The following is a 15,812-nucleotide window of genomic DNA, read 5'->3' on the forward strand; positions in this document are numbered from 1 at the left end:
TCCGGGATCCAGCACGAAAAGTCGCGAAGCGTCCTCTTGTCTGCAACGGTGCAGCAGGCAGAGCCGCTTCGCGGCACTTCTTTCGCTGGATCCCGGATCTCCTTCCGCTTCGCTGCAGTCGTCCGGGAAAGGGGAGGGTGTCATGACGCGGGACTAAAGAGATGGCGAGGATCTAGGAGCTAACAAACCCCCATCGCCCCCGCCGCCTGGCCCGCGATGCGCCCGAGCGCCACCGCCGCCAGCAGCCCGTTGCCCGAGAGATACCCGCCCGGCCCCGTCCCCGAGACGCCGCAGGCCGCTCCGCCCGCCGCGAACAGGTTCGGGATCGCGGCGCCGCTCTTCGTGAGGACCTGCGCGTCGTCGTCGACCACGAGGCCGCCCTGGGTGTGGAACAGCGCCCCGGTGACCCGCACCGCCCGGAAAGGAGGTGTGAGCGCCGGCACGCCGGCGAAGGAGCGCCCGAAGGCATCCCGTCCCCCGTCGCGCTTCAGCGCCTCGACCTCGGCCAGGGTCGCCGCCAGGGCGTCCTCCGGCAGGTGCAGCCGCGCCGCCAGCTCGGCGATGGTCTCAGCCTCGACGATCGCCCCGGCGCTCTGGGCCTTCCGGAAATCCTCGAACTGGCGGGCGATCCCGGCGATGCGGGCGTCGAACACCGTCACGACGTGGCCGCCGGGCTGGCGCAGCACTTCCGCCGCCTGCTCGGAATAGCCCTTGCTCTCGTTCGAGAAGCGCCGCCCCTCCGCGTTCACCTGGAACCCGCCCTCGGTGACGGTCGCCCAGGTGATCAGGATGCCGTGCGGATGCGCCACCGAGCCGTGGCCCTGGTGGCCCGAGAGATGGCGGGTGGCGGCGCCCAAGGCCTCGCCCCAGAGCAGCGCGTCGCCCTGGTTGCCCTCGTGGCCGAAATACAGCGCGCCCGAGAGGTCCGGGACGTGCCGGGCCACCAGGGCCTTGTTGCCGCCATAGCCGTTGCAGGCGAGCACCAGCGCCCGGCAGGCGACGCGCTCGCGCGAGCCGTCGGGCCGCACGAGGCCGAGGCCTCGAATCTCGCCGTCCTCGGCGTAGAGCGTGTCGACCGCGGCCTCGCACAGGATCGGGATACCCGCTTCCTCGACGGCGCGGGCGAGGCGGTCGACCAGCTCCTCGCCGGACCGGCTCGGCAGGCCGTGCATCCGGTTCGCCGAGTGGCCCGGATAGCGGAAGTCGGTGATGACCGAGAAGGGGAGGCCGTGGCGATCGGCGAGCCATTCGAGGGCTGGGCCCACGGCATTGGCGAGCCGCGCGACGAGGGCCGGATCGGGCTCGTCCTTGGCTTTCGCCATGATGTCGGCGGCAAACAAGGCCGGGCTGTCCTCCAGGCCGGCCTCTCGCTGCCAGCGGGTGCCGGGGGCCGGGATCAATCCGGCCGAGAGGGCGGTGGAGCCGCGGGGCACGGGATCGCGCTCGATCACCAGAACCTCGGCCCCGGCCTCGTGCGCGGCGAGCGCCGCCACCAGCCCGGCGGCGCCGGCGCCGATCACCGCGACCGGAACCTCGATGTCGAAGGCGGCTCCCTTGGCGGATTCGATCGTCATGCGGACAGCTCCGCCAGGATCTCCGCGACGGGCGCGACGCGGCAGACCGGCTTCAACGCGTCGATCGCGGTCTGGTGGATGGCGGGCGAGAAGGCCGCGCAGGCATCCGACAGCACGGTCACGGATAAGTCGCGGACATGGGCGTCGCGCACCGTCGAGGCGACGCCGCCATTGGTGACGATGCCCGAGACCAGCAGCCGCTCGATTCCCGCCTTGCGCAACACCCATTCGAGCCGGGTCATGTAGAAGGCCGAATAGGCGACCTTCTCGACCGTGAGGTCGGCGGGCTGAAGCTCGTCCACGAGCGCGTGGCCCCAGGCGCCGGGCAGAAAATCGCCCTTGCGCAGGAACGGCCGCAGCTCGCGCAGGTGGGGCGAGATCATCGGCTCGCCGCCCTTGCCCGGCACCAGCGTGAAGTGGGTCGAGACGATGAAGCCGCCGCGCGCCCGGATCAACTCGGCCAGTGGCCGGACCGTGGCCGGAACGGCCGCGATCTCGGGCGCCGCCTGGCCGGCCCGGCCATAGGCGCCGTCCGGGTGCAGGAAGTCGTTCTGGAGATCGCAGATCAGGAGCGCGGTGCGCTCCATCGGGATCGGACCATGGCTCATGCAGGGGCTCCCGTGCGGGTGACGACCACGTTGCCGAGCCGGTCGACCCGCGCCGTCAGGTCGGGATCGACCACGGTGGTGGCGTCCGGCTGCTCCAGGATCGCCGGGCCGGGGATCTCGGCGCCGACGGGAAGCGAGAGGCGGGCATAGATTGTGGCCTCGTGCCAGGCGCCGGCAAACCAGACCGGCCGGCTGCCGGTGCGGGCGGCGTCCAGCGAGGCGTCGGCCCCCGGCGCGAGCGCAGCGAGGTCGAAATGCGGGCGCCGTCCGATTGCCGCGGTGCGCAGGTTGACGATCCGGGTGCCGAGGCCCGGCAGCAGGCGGCTGAACGAGGTGCGGTAGGCCGCCTCGAATGCCTGCTGGATGATCGCCGTGGTGATTCCGGTGGTGCCGTTCTCGACCGTCACCGGCAGGGCGACCGCCACGGTGTGGGTCTGGCCGACATAGTGCATGTCGAGCTCGAACACCGTGTCGATGCGCGAGACGGTGAGGCCGGCGGCCTCGACCACCTCCCGGGCGGCTTGCGCCTCCGCCACCATCCGCCGGTCGAGGGCGGCGGCGTCGAGGCCGGCCAGCGACAGGTTGAGGGTCTGGACCTGGTCGTGCCGGATGTCGGCGATGACGCAGCCGAGCGCCGAGGTGACACCCGGATAGCGCGGCACCAGCGCCCCGCGCAGGCCCACATCCTTGATCAGCGCGCCGACATGCAGCGCCCCGCCGCCGCCGAACGGCACCGCGGCGAATTTTTGCGGGTCGTGCCCGCGCTCGATCGAGACGAGGCGGATCGCGCCGGCCATCTTGCCGTCGGCCACCCGCACGATCGCTTCCGCCGCCGCCATGACGTCGAGGCCGAGGGGACCTGCGACATGCTCCTGGATCGCCGCCTTCGCCGCCTCGACGTCGAGGCGCTTGAGCGCCCCGCCGATCGGCCGCTCGGCGTTGATCCGGCCGAGCACCACGTTGGCGTCGGTGAGCGTCGGGCGGGTGTTGCCCTGGCCGTAGCAGACTGGGCCCGGCCGCGAGCCGGCGCTCTCCGGCCCGACCTGGAGCAGCCCGCCGGCATCGACATGGGCGATCGAGCCGCCACCGGCCCCGATGGTGCTGATCTCGATCATCGGCGTGCGGATGACGAGGCCGAAATCGATCGTGGTCTGGGCGGCCAAGGCGGTTTCGCCCTCGACCACCAGCGACACGTCGAAGGAGGTGCCGCCGAGATCACCCGTGATCACGTTCGGGAAGCCGGCCTCCTTGGCGATGGCGGCCGCCGCGATCACGCCGGCCGCCGGCCCCGACAGGGCGGTGCGGACGGGAAGGCGCCGGGCGGTGGCGGTCGACATCACGCCGCCGTTGGACTGGACGATGTGGAAGCGGCCGGAAAAACCCTCCGATTCGAGCGCCCGGTCGAGCTTGCCGAGATAGCTGCCGACCACCGGCTGGAGATAGGCGTTGAGCACAGTCGTCGAGGTGCGCTCGAACTCGCGGATCTCCGGCAGGATGCCCGACGAGCGCTCGACATTCGCGTTCGGCCACACGGCGGCGGCGGCCTCCAGCGCGATCCGCTCGTTCTCCGGGTTGGCGTAGGCGTTGACGAAGCAGATCGCCAGGGCCTCGGCGCCGTTGGCGATCAGGGCGCGGGCGGCCTCGGCCACCTGGTCCGGGTTTACCGCCTCCCGGATCGTGCCGTCGGCGAGCGTGCGTTCGTCGACCTCGAGCCGCAGGTCGCGGTCGACGACGGGGACGAAGTCGCCCCACAGGCCCCAGGTGTGGCGCCGGTCGCGGCGGCGCATCTCCAGCACGTCGCGGAAGCCGCGGGTGGTGATGAGGCCGATCCGGGCGCCCTTGCGCTCCAGGAGCGCGTTGGTGCCGACCGTGGTGCCGTGGACGATCGAGGCGAGGCCGGCGACCGGCCCAAAACCTTTCAGGCCGGCGAGGAAGCCCACCGCCTCGTCGCCGCGGTTCGACGGGACCTTGCCGGTCTGGAAGCGGCCGGCGGCCTCGTCGTAGTAGAAGAGATCGGTGAAGGTGCCGCCGACATCGACGCCGACGATGGCACGGGGGGTCATTGCTCGTCTCCGGTCGTCAGGGCGTAGTCGCGGGCGGCGGCCTCCGGGCTCACGTAGCCGAGGCGCAGGTCGCGTTGCAGGGACTGGCGGTTCCGCTCGGCCGGGTGGCCGAATCCGCCGCCGCCGGGGGTCTCGAGCCGCACCCGCTCGCCGGCCTTGATGCGAACATCCGTCACCTTGGAGACCATCGGCGGGCTCGCCCAGCCATCCGGCGTCTGCCAGCCGAAGCGGTTGAGCGCCGCGGAATGCCCGCCCTTGACGCCGAACGGCGCCACCTTGCCGCGCTCGCCGAGCAGGAACACGTCGGCATCGGTCAGGGTCTCGATCTCGTAGACCGCGCCCAAGCCCCCGCGATGGGCGCCGGCCCCGGCGCTGTCGGGCCGCAGACCCCACTGGGTGAAGACCACCGGATAGGCGGCCTCCAGGATCTCGACCGGGGGAATCGTCGCGGTCGAGATCGGGTTGTTGGCGTGGCTCAAGCCGTCGCTCTCGGGATTGCCCCCGAGCCCCCCGCCGAAGAACGAGAACATCACCCAGCGCGAGCCGTCGGCCCGGTGGCCGGCGAGCGAGAGCGCGTTGATGGTGCCGAAGGGCGCGGCGGTGGCGCGATCCGGGTCGGCCTCGGCGAGCGCACCCAGCACCACGCCGATCAGCCGCAGGATCGTCTCGGTGTAGCCGGCCATGGGCTTCGGGGCGCCAGCGCCCAGCAGCGTCGTCTCCGGCACCGTGAAGGTGATCGGCCGCAGGCAGCCGGCATTCGCCGGCACCTCGGTGAAGACGTGCTTCAGGGCGACGTAGCAGGCCGCGACCGTGGTGGCGTGCGAGATGTTGATCGGGCCTTGAGCCGGCGCCGAGGAGCGCGAGAAGTCGAGCGTCATCGCATCGCCCGCGATGGTCAGGTCGAGGGCGATGGTCAGCGGCTCGTCGGTGATGCCGTCATTGTCGAGCACGTCCGAGAAGCCGTAATGGCCGTCCGGCAGCGCCCGGATCGCGGCGCGCATCAGGGCCTCGGCCCGGTCGGAGAAGGCCGCGAATGCCGCATCCACGGTCGCATCGCCGTACTCGTCGAGCAGAGCGATGAACCGGCGCTCGCCGAGGTCGAGGGCGTTGAGCTGGCCGTTGAGGTCGCCCCAGTTCGAGGTCGGCACGCGGGTGTTGGCGGCCAGGATGTCGACGATGTCCTGGTTCAGGCGCCCGGCGGAAAACAGCTTCACCGGCGGGAAGCGCACGCCCTCCTGGAAGCTCTCGGTGGCCTTCGGGTTGTAGCCGCCCGGCACGTTGCCGCCGATATCGAGCCAGTGGCCGACCGAGGCGAGCCAGCAGAACAGGTGTCCATCGCGAAACACCGGGCGGACGAGGCGGAAATCGTTGAGATGGGTGCCGCCGCTATAGGGGTCGTTGAACAGGAAGGTGTCGCCGGGCACCAACCCGCCCTCGCGCTCGACCTTGGCGATGACGGCCTTCACCGCGAAGGCCATGGCGCCGACGAAGATCGGCAGACCCTTGGTGCCCTGGACCAGGGTGTCGCCGGTTTGGGCGTGGTAGAGGCCGTGGCAGGCGTCGCGGGCCTCGGCGATGATCGGGTTGAAGGCCGAGCGGTAGAGCGTCGCGTCCATCTCGTCGGCGATCTGCTCGAGGCGGCCCTTCAGCACCGCCAGGGTGACGGGATCGATCGGATTCATTGTCCCGCTCCTTCATAGGCGCGGCCGCGGGCCAGCATCTCGGGCGTGCCGATGAGCGCGTTGAGCTCGCCGAAATCGAACATCCGGTCGGCGAACGGCGTGTTGGTGCCGGCCTTGGCGAGCGAGCCGTAATAGGCCTGGGCGGTGCGGGCGAGCGCCCGGACGATCCCGCCGGGGAAGATCACGAGGCGAAACCCGATCGCGCCGAGATCGGCGGCCGAGGCCAGCGGCGTGTCGCCGCCCTCGACCATGTTGGCGAGCAGCGGCCGGGTGTGGCCGAGGGCCTTCGTCACCTCGGCGAGCTGGTTGGCCGAGCGGGGGGCCTCGACGAACAACACGTCGGCGCCGGCCTCCGCATAGGCCCGGGCCCGCTCGATGGCGCGCTCGAACCCTTCGACCGCCACCGCGTCGGTGCGGGCGACGATCAGGGTCTCGGCGCTGACGCGGGCGTCGAGCGCCGCCTTGATCTTGCCGACCATGTCGCCCTGGCCGATCAAGGTCTTGTCCTGGAGGTGGCCGCAGCGCTTGGGGTAGCTCTGGTCCTCGAGCTGGATCGCGCTGGCGCCGGCTCGCTCGAACAGCCGCACGGTGCGCTCGACGTTGAGTGCGTTGCCGTAGCCGTTATCGGCATCGACCACGAGGGGCGTCGCCACCCGGTCGCGCACCAGCGTAATGGTCTCGGCGACCTCGCTCATCGCGACGAGGCCGATATCGGGCCGGCCCAGCCGCGTATAGGCGATGGCCGCACCCGAGAGGTACAGGGCCTCGAATCCCGCATCCGTGGCGAGCGAGGCCGTGAGGGCGTCGTAGACGCCCGGAGCGACGAGGACGCGGTCCTCGGCGAGACGGGACTTCAGGGACATGACGCGGGGTGTTCCTCGTTCGGTTTCATCGCGTTTGCGGGGTGCGCATGTCTCCTCTCCCCGCGGGCGGGGAGAGGGCTGTGTTCCCGTTCAGGGAACGCAGCGAGGCGGCAGCCGAGGGTGAGGGGGTGTTGCCGGAGATGGCTCTTCCGTCGCCTCCCCCTCACCCTCGCTCCGGCTTTCGCCTGCGCTCGCTTCATCGACGACAAGGTCGATGAAGCCCTCTCCCCGCCCGCGGGGAGAGGAGAAATCCTGTGCTTTTCTGGTGTGTGCTTGAGCTTGAGTTTGGCGTCGATAGACGCCGCTTCAAGTGTCTCATCTCATCAGTGTATTATTGTGCTGTACTGGCAGAAGCTCACGCCGCCAGCCCCAGCAACGCCCCAACCCCCTCCGCCTTGTCGATCTCCGCCACCGCGCGGATGACGTCCTCGCTCCGCTCCGTCCCCCAGACCGGCCCGGCGAGCGCCCGGAACTTGTCCCGGACGTCGTCGGCCGAATACGGGTCCTCGGTGTCGCCGCGGTTGGTGAGCGCCTTGGCCGAGAGCTTGCGGCCGTCGGCCAGCGTCAGGGTGACGGTGGCGGGCCGCAGGGACGGCAGCTGCGCCGTCATGGCCGGATCCTCCCGCACCATCACCCGGCGGGCCAGCGACAGGATGCGCCGGTCGGCCCGCGCCTCGTCCCGGAAGGCGTCGGTATTCGCCTCGCCCCGCACCAGTGCCGCCGCCAGGGCGAAGGGCAGGGAGAACTTCGCCGCCAGCATCGTCTCGGGGGCCGGGTGGTCGAGCTGCGCCGCCCAGACATAGGTCGCGACCTCGACCGACCGCACGGAATCCGGGTCGATCGGCCCGGATTCGTCCCGGATCTGCGCCAGGGCGTCGAGGGCGCCGTGGGTGTAGCGGCAGGCGGCGTGGCGCTTGAAGTAGTTGCGGGCGATCTCCCAGCGGGTGCCCAGCTCCTCCACCATCGCGTCGGCCGAGAAGTCGTCGGCCAGGATGCCGCCATAGACGGTGCCGATGCCGTCGCGTTCGGGCAGGAAGCCGCTCTCGGCGAGGTCCCAGGCGGTGAGCCCGAGCTGGTTGGAGAGGCCCGCATAGACGTTGCGGACGGTCGCCCCCTCCAGCATCGTGCGCCGGCTGGTGCTCAGACCCAGCGACGAGGCGAGCCCGATCGCCCGGCCGATCGTCGCGGCATCGGCCCGATGGAGCTTCGCCACCGCGAGCGCGGCGCCGACCGTGCCCCAGGTGCCGTGCGGGTGCATCGTCACCCGCAGCTTCGAGGCGATGCCGATCCGCGCGCCGATCTCGTAGCCGAGGACCAGCGCCGCGATCAGGTCGGCGCCCGAGGTCTTGATCTCCTGGGCGACCGCGAGGGCGGCCGGGACGACGTGGATCGCCGGATGGCCGCGGGCGTACTGGTTGCCCTCGTCGAGCTCCAGCGTCGTGCCCGCCGCCCCGTTGACCAAGGCCGCGTCCCGGGGATCGAGCGACAGGCCGCTGCCGATCGCCGGGGCCGCACCCGTGCGGCGGGCGGCCAGCCGCTCGGCGAGCGCCCGGCATTCCGGTTCGCGCATCCCGGCGGCGATGACGCCGAGGGAATCGAGGAGGACGAGCCGGGCGCGGTCGATCGCCGCCTCGGGCAGGTCGGAGAAGCGGAGATCCGCCGCGAAGGCGGTCCAGCGCCCGAGCCAGGCGGGGGCGGGCTCGGCCATCAGCGTGGTGGCCGGCACGATGCCCGGGGTGACGATGCCCATGGCTCAGAGCCCCAGATAGGCGCGGCGCAGGGCCGGGTCGGCGGCGAGCGTCGCGGCGTCGCCTTCGAGCGCGACGGTGCCGTTCTCCAGGATGTAGGCGCGGGTCGCGAGATCCAGCGACTGCACCACGTTCTGTTCCACCAGCATGATCGGCAGTCCTTCCTGGTTGAGGGTCCGGACGAGCGTGAACATCTCCTCGACGAGGAGCGGCGAGAGCCCGAGCGAGGGCTCGTCGAGGATGAGGAGGCGGGGTTCCGCCATCAGGCCGCGGCCGATGGCGAGCATCTGCTGCTCGCCGCCCGAGAGGGTGCCGGCGGCCTGGGCCGCCCGCTCGCGCAGCCGCGGGAAGGTGGCAAAGACCCGCTCGATGTTTTGCGCGCGCCGCGCCCGGCCGCGGCGGTAGCTGCCGAGCACCAGGTTCTCGCGCACGCTCAAGTTCGGGAAGATCTTGCGGCCTTCCGGGACGTGGATCAGCCCGGCCTCGACGATCGCGGCGGCCGAGGCGTTGGTGATCGCCTGGCCGTCGAAGCGGATCGTGCCGGTCCGCGCCGAGACGACCCCGGACAGGACCTTGTTCAGCGTCGTCTTGCCGACGCCGTTGGCGCCGAGCACCGCGACGATCTCGCCCGGCTGCACGGACAGGTCGAGGCCGCGCAGGACCTCGGTGGCGCCGTAGCCGGCGCGAAGGCCCGAGATCTCAAGCATCGACGGCCTCCTCAGCTTTCATGCGGGCGGCCGCGCCCTTGCCGAGATAGGCCTCGATCACCTGGAGATCGGCGCAGACCTGCCGCGGCGGCCCCGAGGCGATCATCCGGCCTTGCGCGAGGACGAAAACCTCCTCGCACAGGGTCATCACTGCCTGCATGATGTGCTCGATCATCAGGATGGTGACGCCGCCGTCGCGGATGGAGCGCACCACCGGCAGGATGTCGCGGATCTCCGACGGGTTGAGGCCCGCCAGCACCTCGTCGAGGAGGAGGAGGCGCGGCTCGGTGGCGAGCGCCCGGGCCACCTCCAGGCGCTTGCGCCCGGCGACCGTGAGGTCGGATGCCGGCTTGTCGAGCTGGTCGCCGAGACCCACGCGGGTCCCGACCTCGCGGGCCTTGGCGACGGCATCGGCACGCTTCGGATGGCGCAGATAGGCGCCGACCGCGATGTTCTCGGCGACCGTCAGCCCGGCGAAGGGCTGGACGATCTGGAAGGTCCGGGCGATGCCGCGGCGCGCCCGCAGGTGCGGCGCCTCGGCGGTCACGTCCTGTCCCTCGAACAGTACCCGGCCCTCGCTCGGGGTGAGGAAGCCCGAGATCATCCCGAACAGGGTGGTCTTGCCGGCGCCGTTCGGGCCGATGAGCCCGGTGATCGAGCCCGCCGGTACGGCGAGCGAGGCGTGATCGACCGCGACGAGGCCCTGGAAGCGCTTGGTGAGGGACACCACACTGAGCATGGATCAGGCTCCCACCGGGACGGCGCGCGCCTTGCGCGGGCGGCGGCGCAGGCCGAGGAGGCCCCGCGGCGCGAAGGCGATGACGGCGATCAGGCAGGCGCCGAACACCACGAGGTCGACCCCCGGGACGCCGCCGGCGAGGTGCTTGGTGATCTCGCCGAGGCCCTGCAGGGCGAGCGCCCCGACGAGCGGCCCGAAGGCGGTGCCGATGCCGCCGACGATCGGCGCCAAAAGCGCCTCGACGGAGATCCAGGTGCCGTAGGCCACGCCCGCATCGAGGTAGAGGAAGGACTGGACGTAGAGCCCGCCCGCCGCACCGGTGATCGCCGCCGAGAGCGCGATGGCGCGCAGCTTGACCGCGAGGGCGTCGACCCCGAGCGCCCGGGCCGCCTCCTCGTTCTCGCGCACGGCGATGAGGTGGGCGCCGAAGCGCGAGCGCTCGAGCCAGCGCGAGATCAGGAGCGCCACGCCCACGAAGGCGAGGACGAGGAGGTAGAACAGCTTGCGGTCGGCAAATTGCAGGGTCGCGAGGCCCGGCCGCAGGGGCAGGAGCAGGCCGGCCGCTCCGCCGGTGAAGTCCGCCGCATTCGCCAGGATGCGGAAGACTTCCGCGAAGGCGAGCGTCACGAGCGCGAAGTAGGAGCCGCGAAGCCCCGCCCGGAAGCTCAGGTAGCCGATGGCGAGGCCGACGAGCGCGCCGAGCCCGATCCCCGCCCCGAGCGCCCCCCAGGCGTTCCAGCCGAGCTTCATCTGCAGGATCGCGGTGGCGTAGGCGCCGGTGCCGAAGAAGGCGGCATGCCCGAAGGAATACTGGCCGCCGAAGCCGCCGAGCACGTTCCAGCCAAGCCCCGCGAGCGCGATGATCAGCGTCGTGACGAGGAAGTTGAGGACGCTGCCCGATAGCCCGAGGAAGGGCAGGGCGGCGAGCACGCTTAAGACGAGGATCAGGGGCAGGAGGTCGCGGGCGTTCATGCGCGGGCTCCGAACAGGCCGGCCGGCCGCACCAGCAGCACCAGGATGAAGATCAGGAAGATGCCGATCTGCCCGAGGCTGTCGCCGAGCAGCAGCCCGGAAAAGCTCTCGACCACGCCGATGATCAGGCCGCCGACGAGGGCGCCGGCGATCGACCCCATGCCGCCCAGCACCACGATGGTGAAGGCGACGAGCACGAAGGCGGCGCCCGAGCGCGGATTGACATAATAGGTCGGCATCAACAGGCAGGCGGCGACGGCGAGGCACGCGCAGCCGAGCCCGAAGGTCACGGCGTAGACGTGGTCGACCTCGATGCCGACGAGGCGGGCGCCGAGTTTTTCCCGCGCCACCGCCCGGATCGCCCGCCCGGTATCGGTGCGGTTGAGGAGGAGCCAGAGCAGGCCGGTCACCGCCAGGGCCGCCACGAAGCCGATCACCCGCGGCGTCGAGAGCAGGAGGGGCCCGAGTTCGATCACCTGGAGCGCGGCGTCGGAATCGAGCGCCCGCGTGTCGGAGGTGAACAGGGCCAGAAGCCCGTTCTCCAAGACGATCGACAGGCCCAGCGTGACCAGCAGCACGTTGTTGTCGTTGCCGTGGCTCGCCGGTCCGATGACGAAGCGCTGCAACCCGTAGCCGAGACCGAACATCAGCGGCACGATCGCGATCATCGCCACGTAGGGATCGACATGGACCAGCGCGAAGGCGCCCCAGACCGCGAACATCGCGACGGTGAGGAGCGCCCCGTGGGCGAAGTTGATGATGTGCAGCACCCCGTAGACCAGGGTCAGCCCGAGGGCGATGAGGGCGTAGACCGCCCCCGTCATCAGGCCGTTGAGGGCCGCCTCGATCAGGATCTGGGGGGCGTACATCGTCACGCCTTGAGCGGGAAGTTGGCCTTGGCCTCGGCGAAGGCCTCCGGGGCGATCACCTTGACGTCGCCGCCCTGGACCTGGGTGTTGAGCGGCATGGCGCTGGTGTTCTGGCCGGTGTCGAACTTCGACTGGCCGTAGGGCATCACGCCGCTGCCAAAGCTCTGGGTGGACAGCGCCTCGATGATCTTCTGCCGATCGGGCGCGCCGGCCTTCTCGATCGCCTCGGCCATCAGGCGGACGGCGGAGTAGTTCATCGGCACGTTGTAGGCGAAGGCGCGGCCCGCGGCTTCCGTGCGCTTGCGCAATTCGGCGGTCAGCGGGTTCTTCGGATCGGGCCAGTGGTTGCAATCCATCACGCCCTCGGCCGCCTGCGGGAACTCCTTGACGAAGCGCAGGGACGAGGCGCCGCCGCCGAGGATCGCGTAGATGCCCTTCGGCCGGACCCGCTGCTGGAGCATGGTGCGGGCGAGCAGCACGAACTCGCCGTAGTAGTTCGAGGGAATCACCAGGTCGGGCTGGAGCGAGCGGATCCGCAGGACGACGTTCGCCATGTCGCGGGCCGGGCTCGGATGGGCGATGGTCTCGAGGATCTCGAAGCCGAGCTTGGGCAATTCCGTCTGGAGGAGCTTGGCGAGGCCGGAGCCGAACAACCCGTCCTCGTGCACGATGACGACGGTACGGGCCGGCTTGCCGGCGGCGTCGTTGAGCGCGACGAGGCGCTCCAGGGCGTTCTTCGTCACCATGCCGAAGCTCGGCGAGAACCGGAACGTGTTCTTGAGGCCGCGCTTGGTCAGCTGGTCGGCGACGCCGACATCGATCAGGTAGGGCAGGTCGTAGCGCGAGGCCGCCTGGCTCGCGGTGGCGCAGAGTCCGCTGCCGAAGCCGCCGACGATCGCCGCCACGCCCTCGCCGTTCAGGCGCTCGGTCTCCTGCGCCGCCGTCTCGGGGTTCGAGCGGCTGTCGGCGAAGACGATCTCGAGCTTGGCGCCGCCCAGGGCCTTCAGGCCGCCGGCCGCGTTGATGTCCTGGACCGCCAGTTCCGCGCCGAGCTTGCCGAGATCGCCGTCATTGGCGAGGGCGCCGGTGACCGGCTGGATGATGCCGAGCTTCACGGCGGCGCCCTGCGCCCGCAGGATCGCGGGCATCGCCACGAGGGACGTCGCGGCAAGGCCGGTGCGCAGGACGGCGCGGCGGGACGGAGCGAGGATCGAGGTCACGGGGCGGGCCTCCTGTGGGCGGGACGGCGGGGGGATTCGGATTTGGCCGGACGCGGGATCGCCGGCGTCCAGCGCCGCTCGCCGGCATCGCCGGTGCGCACCAGATCCATCTGGAAGGCGTAGCGGTCGGGCCGGTAGAGGGCGTGCAGATGCTCGACGCCGCGTGCGGAGGGGTCGAACACCACGCGGGTCAGTTCGATCAGCGCCGAGCCGACTTCGAGGTCGAGGGCGCCCGCCACTTCGGGGCCGGCCAGCGTCGCGCCGATCGCCTGGGTCGCCCGGTCGGCGACGACGCCGGAGCGCTCCATCAGCGAGAGGAGCGGCGTCGCCGCGAGATCGGCCTCCGAGTAGGACAGGCCGACCCGCTCGGGGACGTGGGTGGTGAGGTAGGAGAAGGGCTGACCGTCGATCAGCCGCACCCGCACCGAGCGTTGCACCCGCTCGCCGGGCTCCAGCAGCAACGCCTCGGCGATGCCGGCGGGCGCCGCCACGTACTCGAAGGACAGGAGCCGCACGCCGGTGGCGCGCCCCATGGCGATCAGCCCGGAGAGCAGGTTCGGGAGGTCGGCCACCACCGGCCGGGGGCCGGCCGGTGCCTGCACGAAGGTGCCCGAGCCCGGCCGCCGGCGCACCAGTCCCTCGCCGGCCAAGAGGTCGAGGGCGCGCCGCACGGTCACCCGGGCGAGGCCGTGATCGGCGGCGAGCACCGGCTCGCCCGGCAGCCGGGCGCCGTTCGGCAGCCGGCCGCTGGTGATCTGGTCGCGCAGCAGCAGATAGAGCCGGCGCGCCTTGTGGGGTTCGATCGCGGAGGTCACGGGGCCATCCCTGGCTCGTGGCTTGCTTGGTGGCGGCCGGCTCGAACCGGCGACGCACTCACCTGTCCGATTATGCAGACAGGTTGCTGTCCGTCAATTGGGACAGGTATGCGGGGACTGCACGCATCCACACCCGTCGCATCGGCGCGGGGCCTCGCGCGACCGGCGGGCCGCCGGCCCGCACCTAACGGTGACGTAGGGGGAGCGCGACGCCGCGGCGCCTCGCCTCGCACCGGTTGCGCCTGTAGACCGGGGCCGCCGCGACGCCACCCACGATCCTGCCCGTGCCGCCACACCCCACCGACCCCGCCACGCTGAGCGCTCAGCTCGAGGAGAGCGCGCACCTGCTCGAACTCGCCGTCGAGGCGGCGGATCTCGGCCTGTGGTGGCTGAGCCTGGAGGCCGACACCCTCAAGGGCTCGCCGCGCTGCCGGCGCATCATCGGCTTTCCGAGCGAGGCGCCGCTGACCTATCGGCAGTGGCTCGGGATGCTGCATCCCGACGACCGGGACGAGAATCACCGCCTGGTGCAGGCGGCGTTCGATCCCCGGGGGGAGGGGGCCTACCGCACGTCCTACCGGCTGCTGCGGCCGGACGGGCGCATCGTCTGGATCGCCGCCATGGGCCAGGTCGAGTTCGTCGGGGAGGGCCCGGCGCGCCGCGGCCTCCAGCTCGTCGGCACGTTCCGCGACATCACGGCGGCCCGGCAGGCCGAGGAGGCGCGCGCCCTGCTGACGCGCGAGCTGAGCCACCGGATCAAGAACATCTTCGCGGTCGTCACCAGCATGGTCGCGCTGAGCGCCCGGGACCACCCGGAGGCCAAGCCCTATGCAAGCGACCTGCGCGAGCGGATCGACGCCCTGTCGCGCGCCCACGACTACGTGCGTCCCCACCTGAACGAGGACGGGGCGGGCGGCGGCACGACGACGATCCAGGGCCTGCTCGACGGGCTCCTGGCGCCCTACCGGGCGGCGGGGTCCGAGCGCATCCGGATCCGCTGCGCCGAGACCGCGATCGGCGAGCGCGCCGCGACGGCGCTGGCCCTGATCGTCCACGAGCAGGCCACGAACGCCATCAAGTACGGGGCGCTCGCCGTGCCCGAGGGCATCGTGCTGATCGACGGCACGCGCGACGGCGACACCTATCGCCTGCGCTGGCGGGAAGAGGGCGGACCCCCGATCGCCCGCGCCCCCGACCGGCGGGGCTTCGGCACGGTGCTGGCCGCCCGCAGCGCGCGCGACCAGCTCGGCGGCAGCATCACGTATGACTGGGCCGCCACGGGGCTGGTCATCGACATCGGCATCCCGGTCGAGACCCTGACGGGCTGAGCGGACGGAGCTTGGCACGTCGATCGCTCCGCGGTCCGACGACCGGGTCGATCGGATGCCGCGCGGTCGACGCTCTCCATGTCGTTCCGGGGCCGCGAAGAGGAGCCCGGACTGACCATGAGGGCACGAAGACCCTATCGATCGGGTCGGGCAGGCTCCGGACGATCGGCGCCGGGGCCGGTCGTGTCGCGAGGCCTGCAACCGCCCTCGTGAGAGCCGTTCTCGTCCGGCCGCGGGATCCGTGGGGACGCCGTTGCGGGTCGGAGGCGGACAATACTGGGCGAGGGTTCGCTCGCGGAAGGCCATCGGGCCCGGCGGGATCGCCCGGCCTGATGACCGGCTCACGGCAGAGCCGTTATCTCCCGTTAAATCAGGGGCATGCCGCTTGGTCAGCGCTCGTGATGCTTCTGATTGCAAGTGAAATGATCTCGAAAAATTCGAAAATACGGCTTTTTCTCCCTATGAATCGCCTATCGGGCCAGCGCGACAATCTACGATCGGCTTTTTTCGCCTGAGGGCTGGGTCCGCATTGCAGCTTGACCGGGGGTTTGCCGCGGGGCCGCAGCTTCATGAGGATGGAGACCGGGCGAAAACATCGCGGTCCGGGGCCAACCCGCGGATCAC

13 protein-coding genes are annotated in these 15,812 nt (G+C 71.3%); 1 reads left to right on the forward strand and 12 read right to left on the reverse strand.

Translation table 11 applies throughout. From position 1 onward, the window contains the following. Positions 1–179 precede the first annotated feature (179 nt). The 12 genes from QR78_RS03335 to QR78_RS03390 all read right to left on the reverse strand — a co-directional run bounded on the left by QR78_RS03335 (position 180) and on the right by QR78_RS03390 (position 13,860). Positions 180–1,574, reverse strand: a complete 1,395-nt coding sequence (locus QR78_RS03335) for an FAD-dependent oxidoreductase (RefSeq protein WP_048426077.1) — start codon at positions 1,572–1,574, stop codon at positions 180–182. Then, positions 1,571–2,182, reverse strand: a complete 612-nt coding sequence (locus QR78_RS03340) for a cysteine hydrolase family protein (RefSeq protein ID WP_048426078.1) — start codon at positions 2,180–2,182, stop codon at positions 1,571–1,573. Before QR78_RS03340 ends, QR78_RS03335 begins: the two co-directional genes overlap by 4 nt. Next, entirely contained in the window at positions 2,179–4,245 is a 2,067-nt protein-coding gene (locus tag QR78_RS03345; RefSeq protein ID WP_048426079.1) for a hydantoinase/oxoprolinase family protein, read from the reverse strand. Before QR78_RS03345 ends, QR78_RS03340 begins: the two co-directional genes overlap by 4 nt. Then, the gene (locus tag QR78_RS03350) at positions 4,242–5,927 is read right to left on the reverse strand and encodes a hydantoinase B/oxoprolinase family protein (protein WP_048426080.1); all 1,686 of its coding nucleotides are present in this window, start codon (positions 5,925–5,927) and stop codon (positions 4,242–4,244) included. The genes QR78_RS03345 and QR78_RS03350 overlap by 4 nt, the downstream gene beginning before the upstream one ends. Beyond that, a complete protein-coding gene (locus tag QR78_RS03355; protein WP_048426081.1) occupies positions 5,924–6,790 on the reverse strand; it encodes an isocitrate lyase/PEP mutase family protein in 867 nt (288 codons plus the stop codon). The genes QR78_RS03350 and QR78_RS03355 overlap by 4 nt, the downstream gene beginning before the upstream one ends. A gap of 355 nt (positions 6,791–7,145) precedes the next feature. After that, entirely contained in the window at positions 7,146–8,540 is a 1,395-nt protein-coding gene (locus QR78_RS03360) for an MmgE/PrpD family protein (RefSeq protein ID WP_053220773.1), read from the reverse strand. A 3-nt stretch (positions 8,541–8,543) separates the two neighbouring features. Further along, complete coding sequence (locus QR78_RS03365; RefSeq protein ID WP_048426082.1) at positions 8,544–9,245, reverse strand: ABC transporter ATP-binding protein; 702 nt, start codon at positions 9,243–9,245, stop codon at positions 8,544–8,546. Then, the gene (locus tag QR78_RS03370) at positions 9,238–9,984 is read right to left on the reverse strand and encodes an ABC transporter ATP-binding protein (protein WP_048426083.1); all 747 of its coding nucleotides are present in this window, start codon (positions 9,982–9,984) and stop codon (positions 9,238–9,240) included. The genes QR78_RS03365 and QR78_RS03370 overlap by 8 nt, the downstream gene beginning before the upstream one ends. Positions 9,985–9,987: 3 nt before the next feature. Continuing rightward, positions 9,988–10,956 carry a branched-chain amino acid ABC transporter permease gene (locus QR78_RS03375; protein ID WP_048426084.1) on the reverse strand — a complete coding sequence of 323 codons (969 nt, stop codon included), beginning with the start codon at positions 10,954–10,956 and terminating at the stop codon, positions 9,988–9,990. Then, positions 10,953–11,825, reverse strand: a complete 873-nt coding sequence (locus tag QR78_RS03380; RefSeq protein WP_048426085.1) for a branched-chain amino acid ABC transporter permease — start codon at positions 11,823–11,825, stop codon at positions 10,953–10,955. The genes QR78_RS03375 and QR78_RS03380 overlap by 4 nt, the downstream gene beginning before the upstream one ends. A 2-nt stretch (positions 11,826–11,827) precedes the next feature. Beyond that, a complete protein-coding gene (locus tag QR78_RS03385) occupies positions 11,828–13,045 on the reverse strand; it encodes an ABC transporter substrate-binding protein (RefSeq protein WP_048426086.1) in 1,218 nt (405 codons plus the stop codon). Next, positions 13,042–13,860 carry a GntR family transcriptional regulator gene (locus tag QR78_RS03390; protein WP_048426087.1) on the reverse strand — a complete coding sequence of 273 codons (819 nt, stop codon included), beginning with the start codon at positions 13,858–13,860 and terminating at the stop codon, positions 13,042–13,044. The genes QR78_RS03385 and QR78_RS03390 overlap by 4 nt, the downstream gene beginning before the upstream one ends. A gap of 284 nt (positions 13,861–14,144) precedes the next feature. Between QR78_RS03390 and QR78_RS03395 the strand changes: the two genes are divergently transcribed. Further along, on the forward strand, positions 14,145–15,188 hold the full coding sequence (locus QR78_RS03395; RefSeq protein WP_053220774.1) for a sensor histidine kinase: 1,044 nt from the start codon (positions 14,145–14,147) through the stop codon (positions 15,186–15,188). Positions 15,189–15,812: the final 624 nt, after the last annotated feature.

Origin of the sequence: Methylobacterium indicum (genome assembly GCF_001043895.1) — a bacterium.
In the GTDB taxonomy this organism is placed as follows: Bacteria; Pseudomonadota; Alphaproteobacteria; order Rhizobiales; family Beijerinckiaceae; genus Methylobacterium; species Methylobacterium indicum.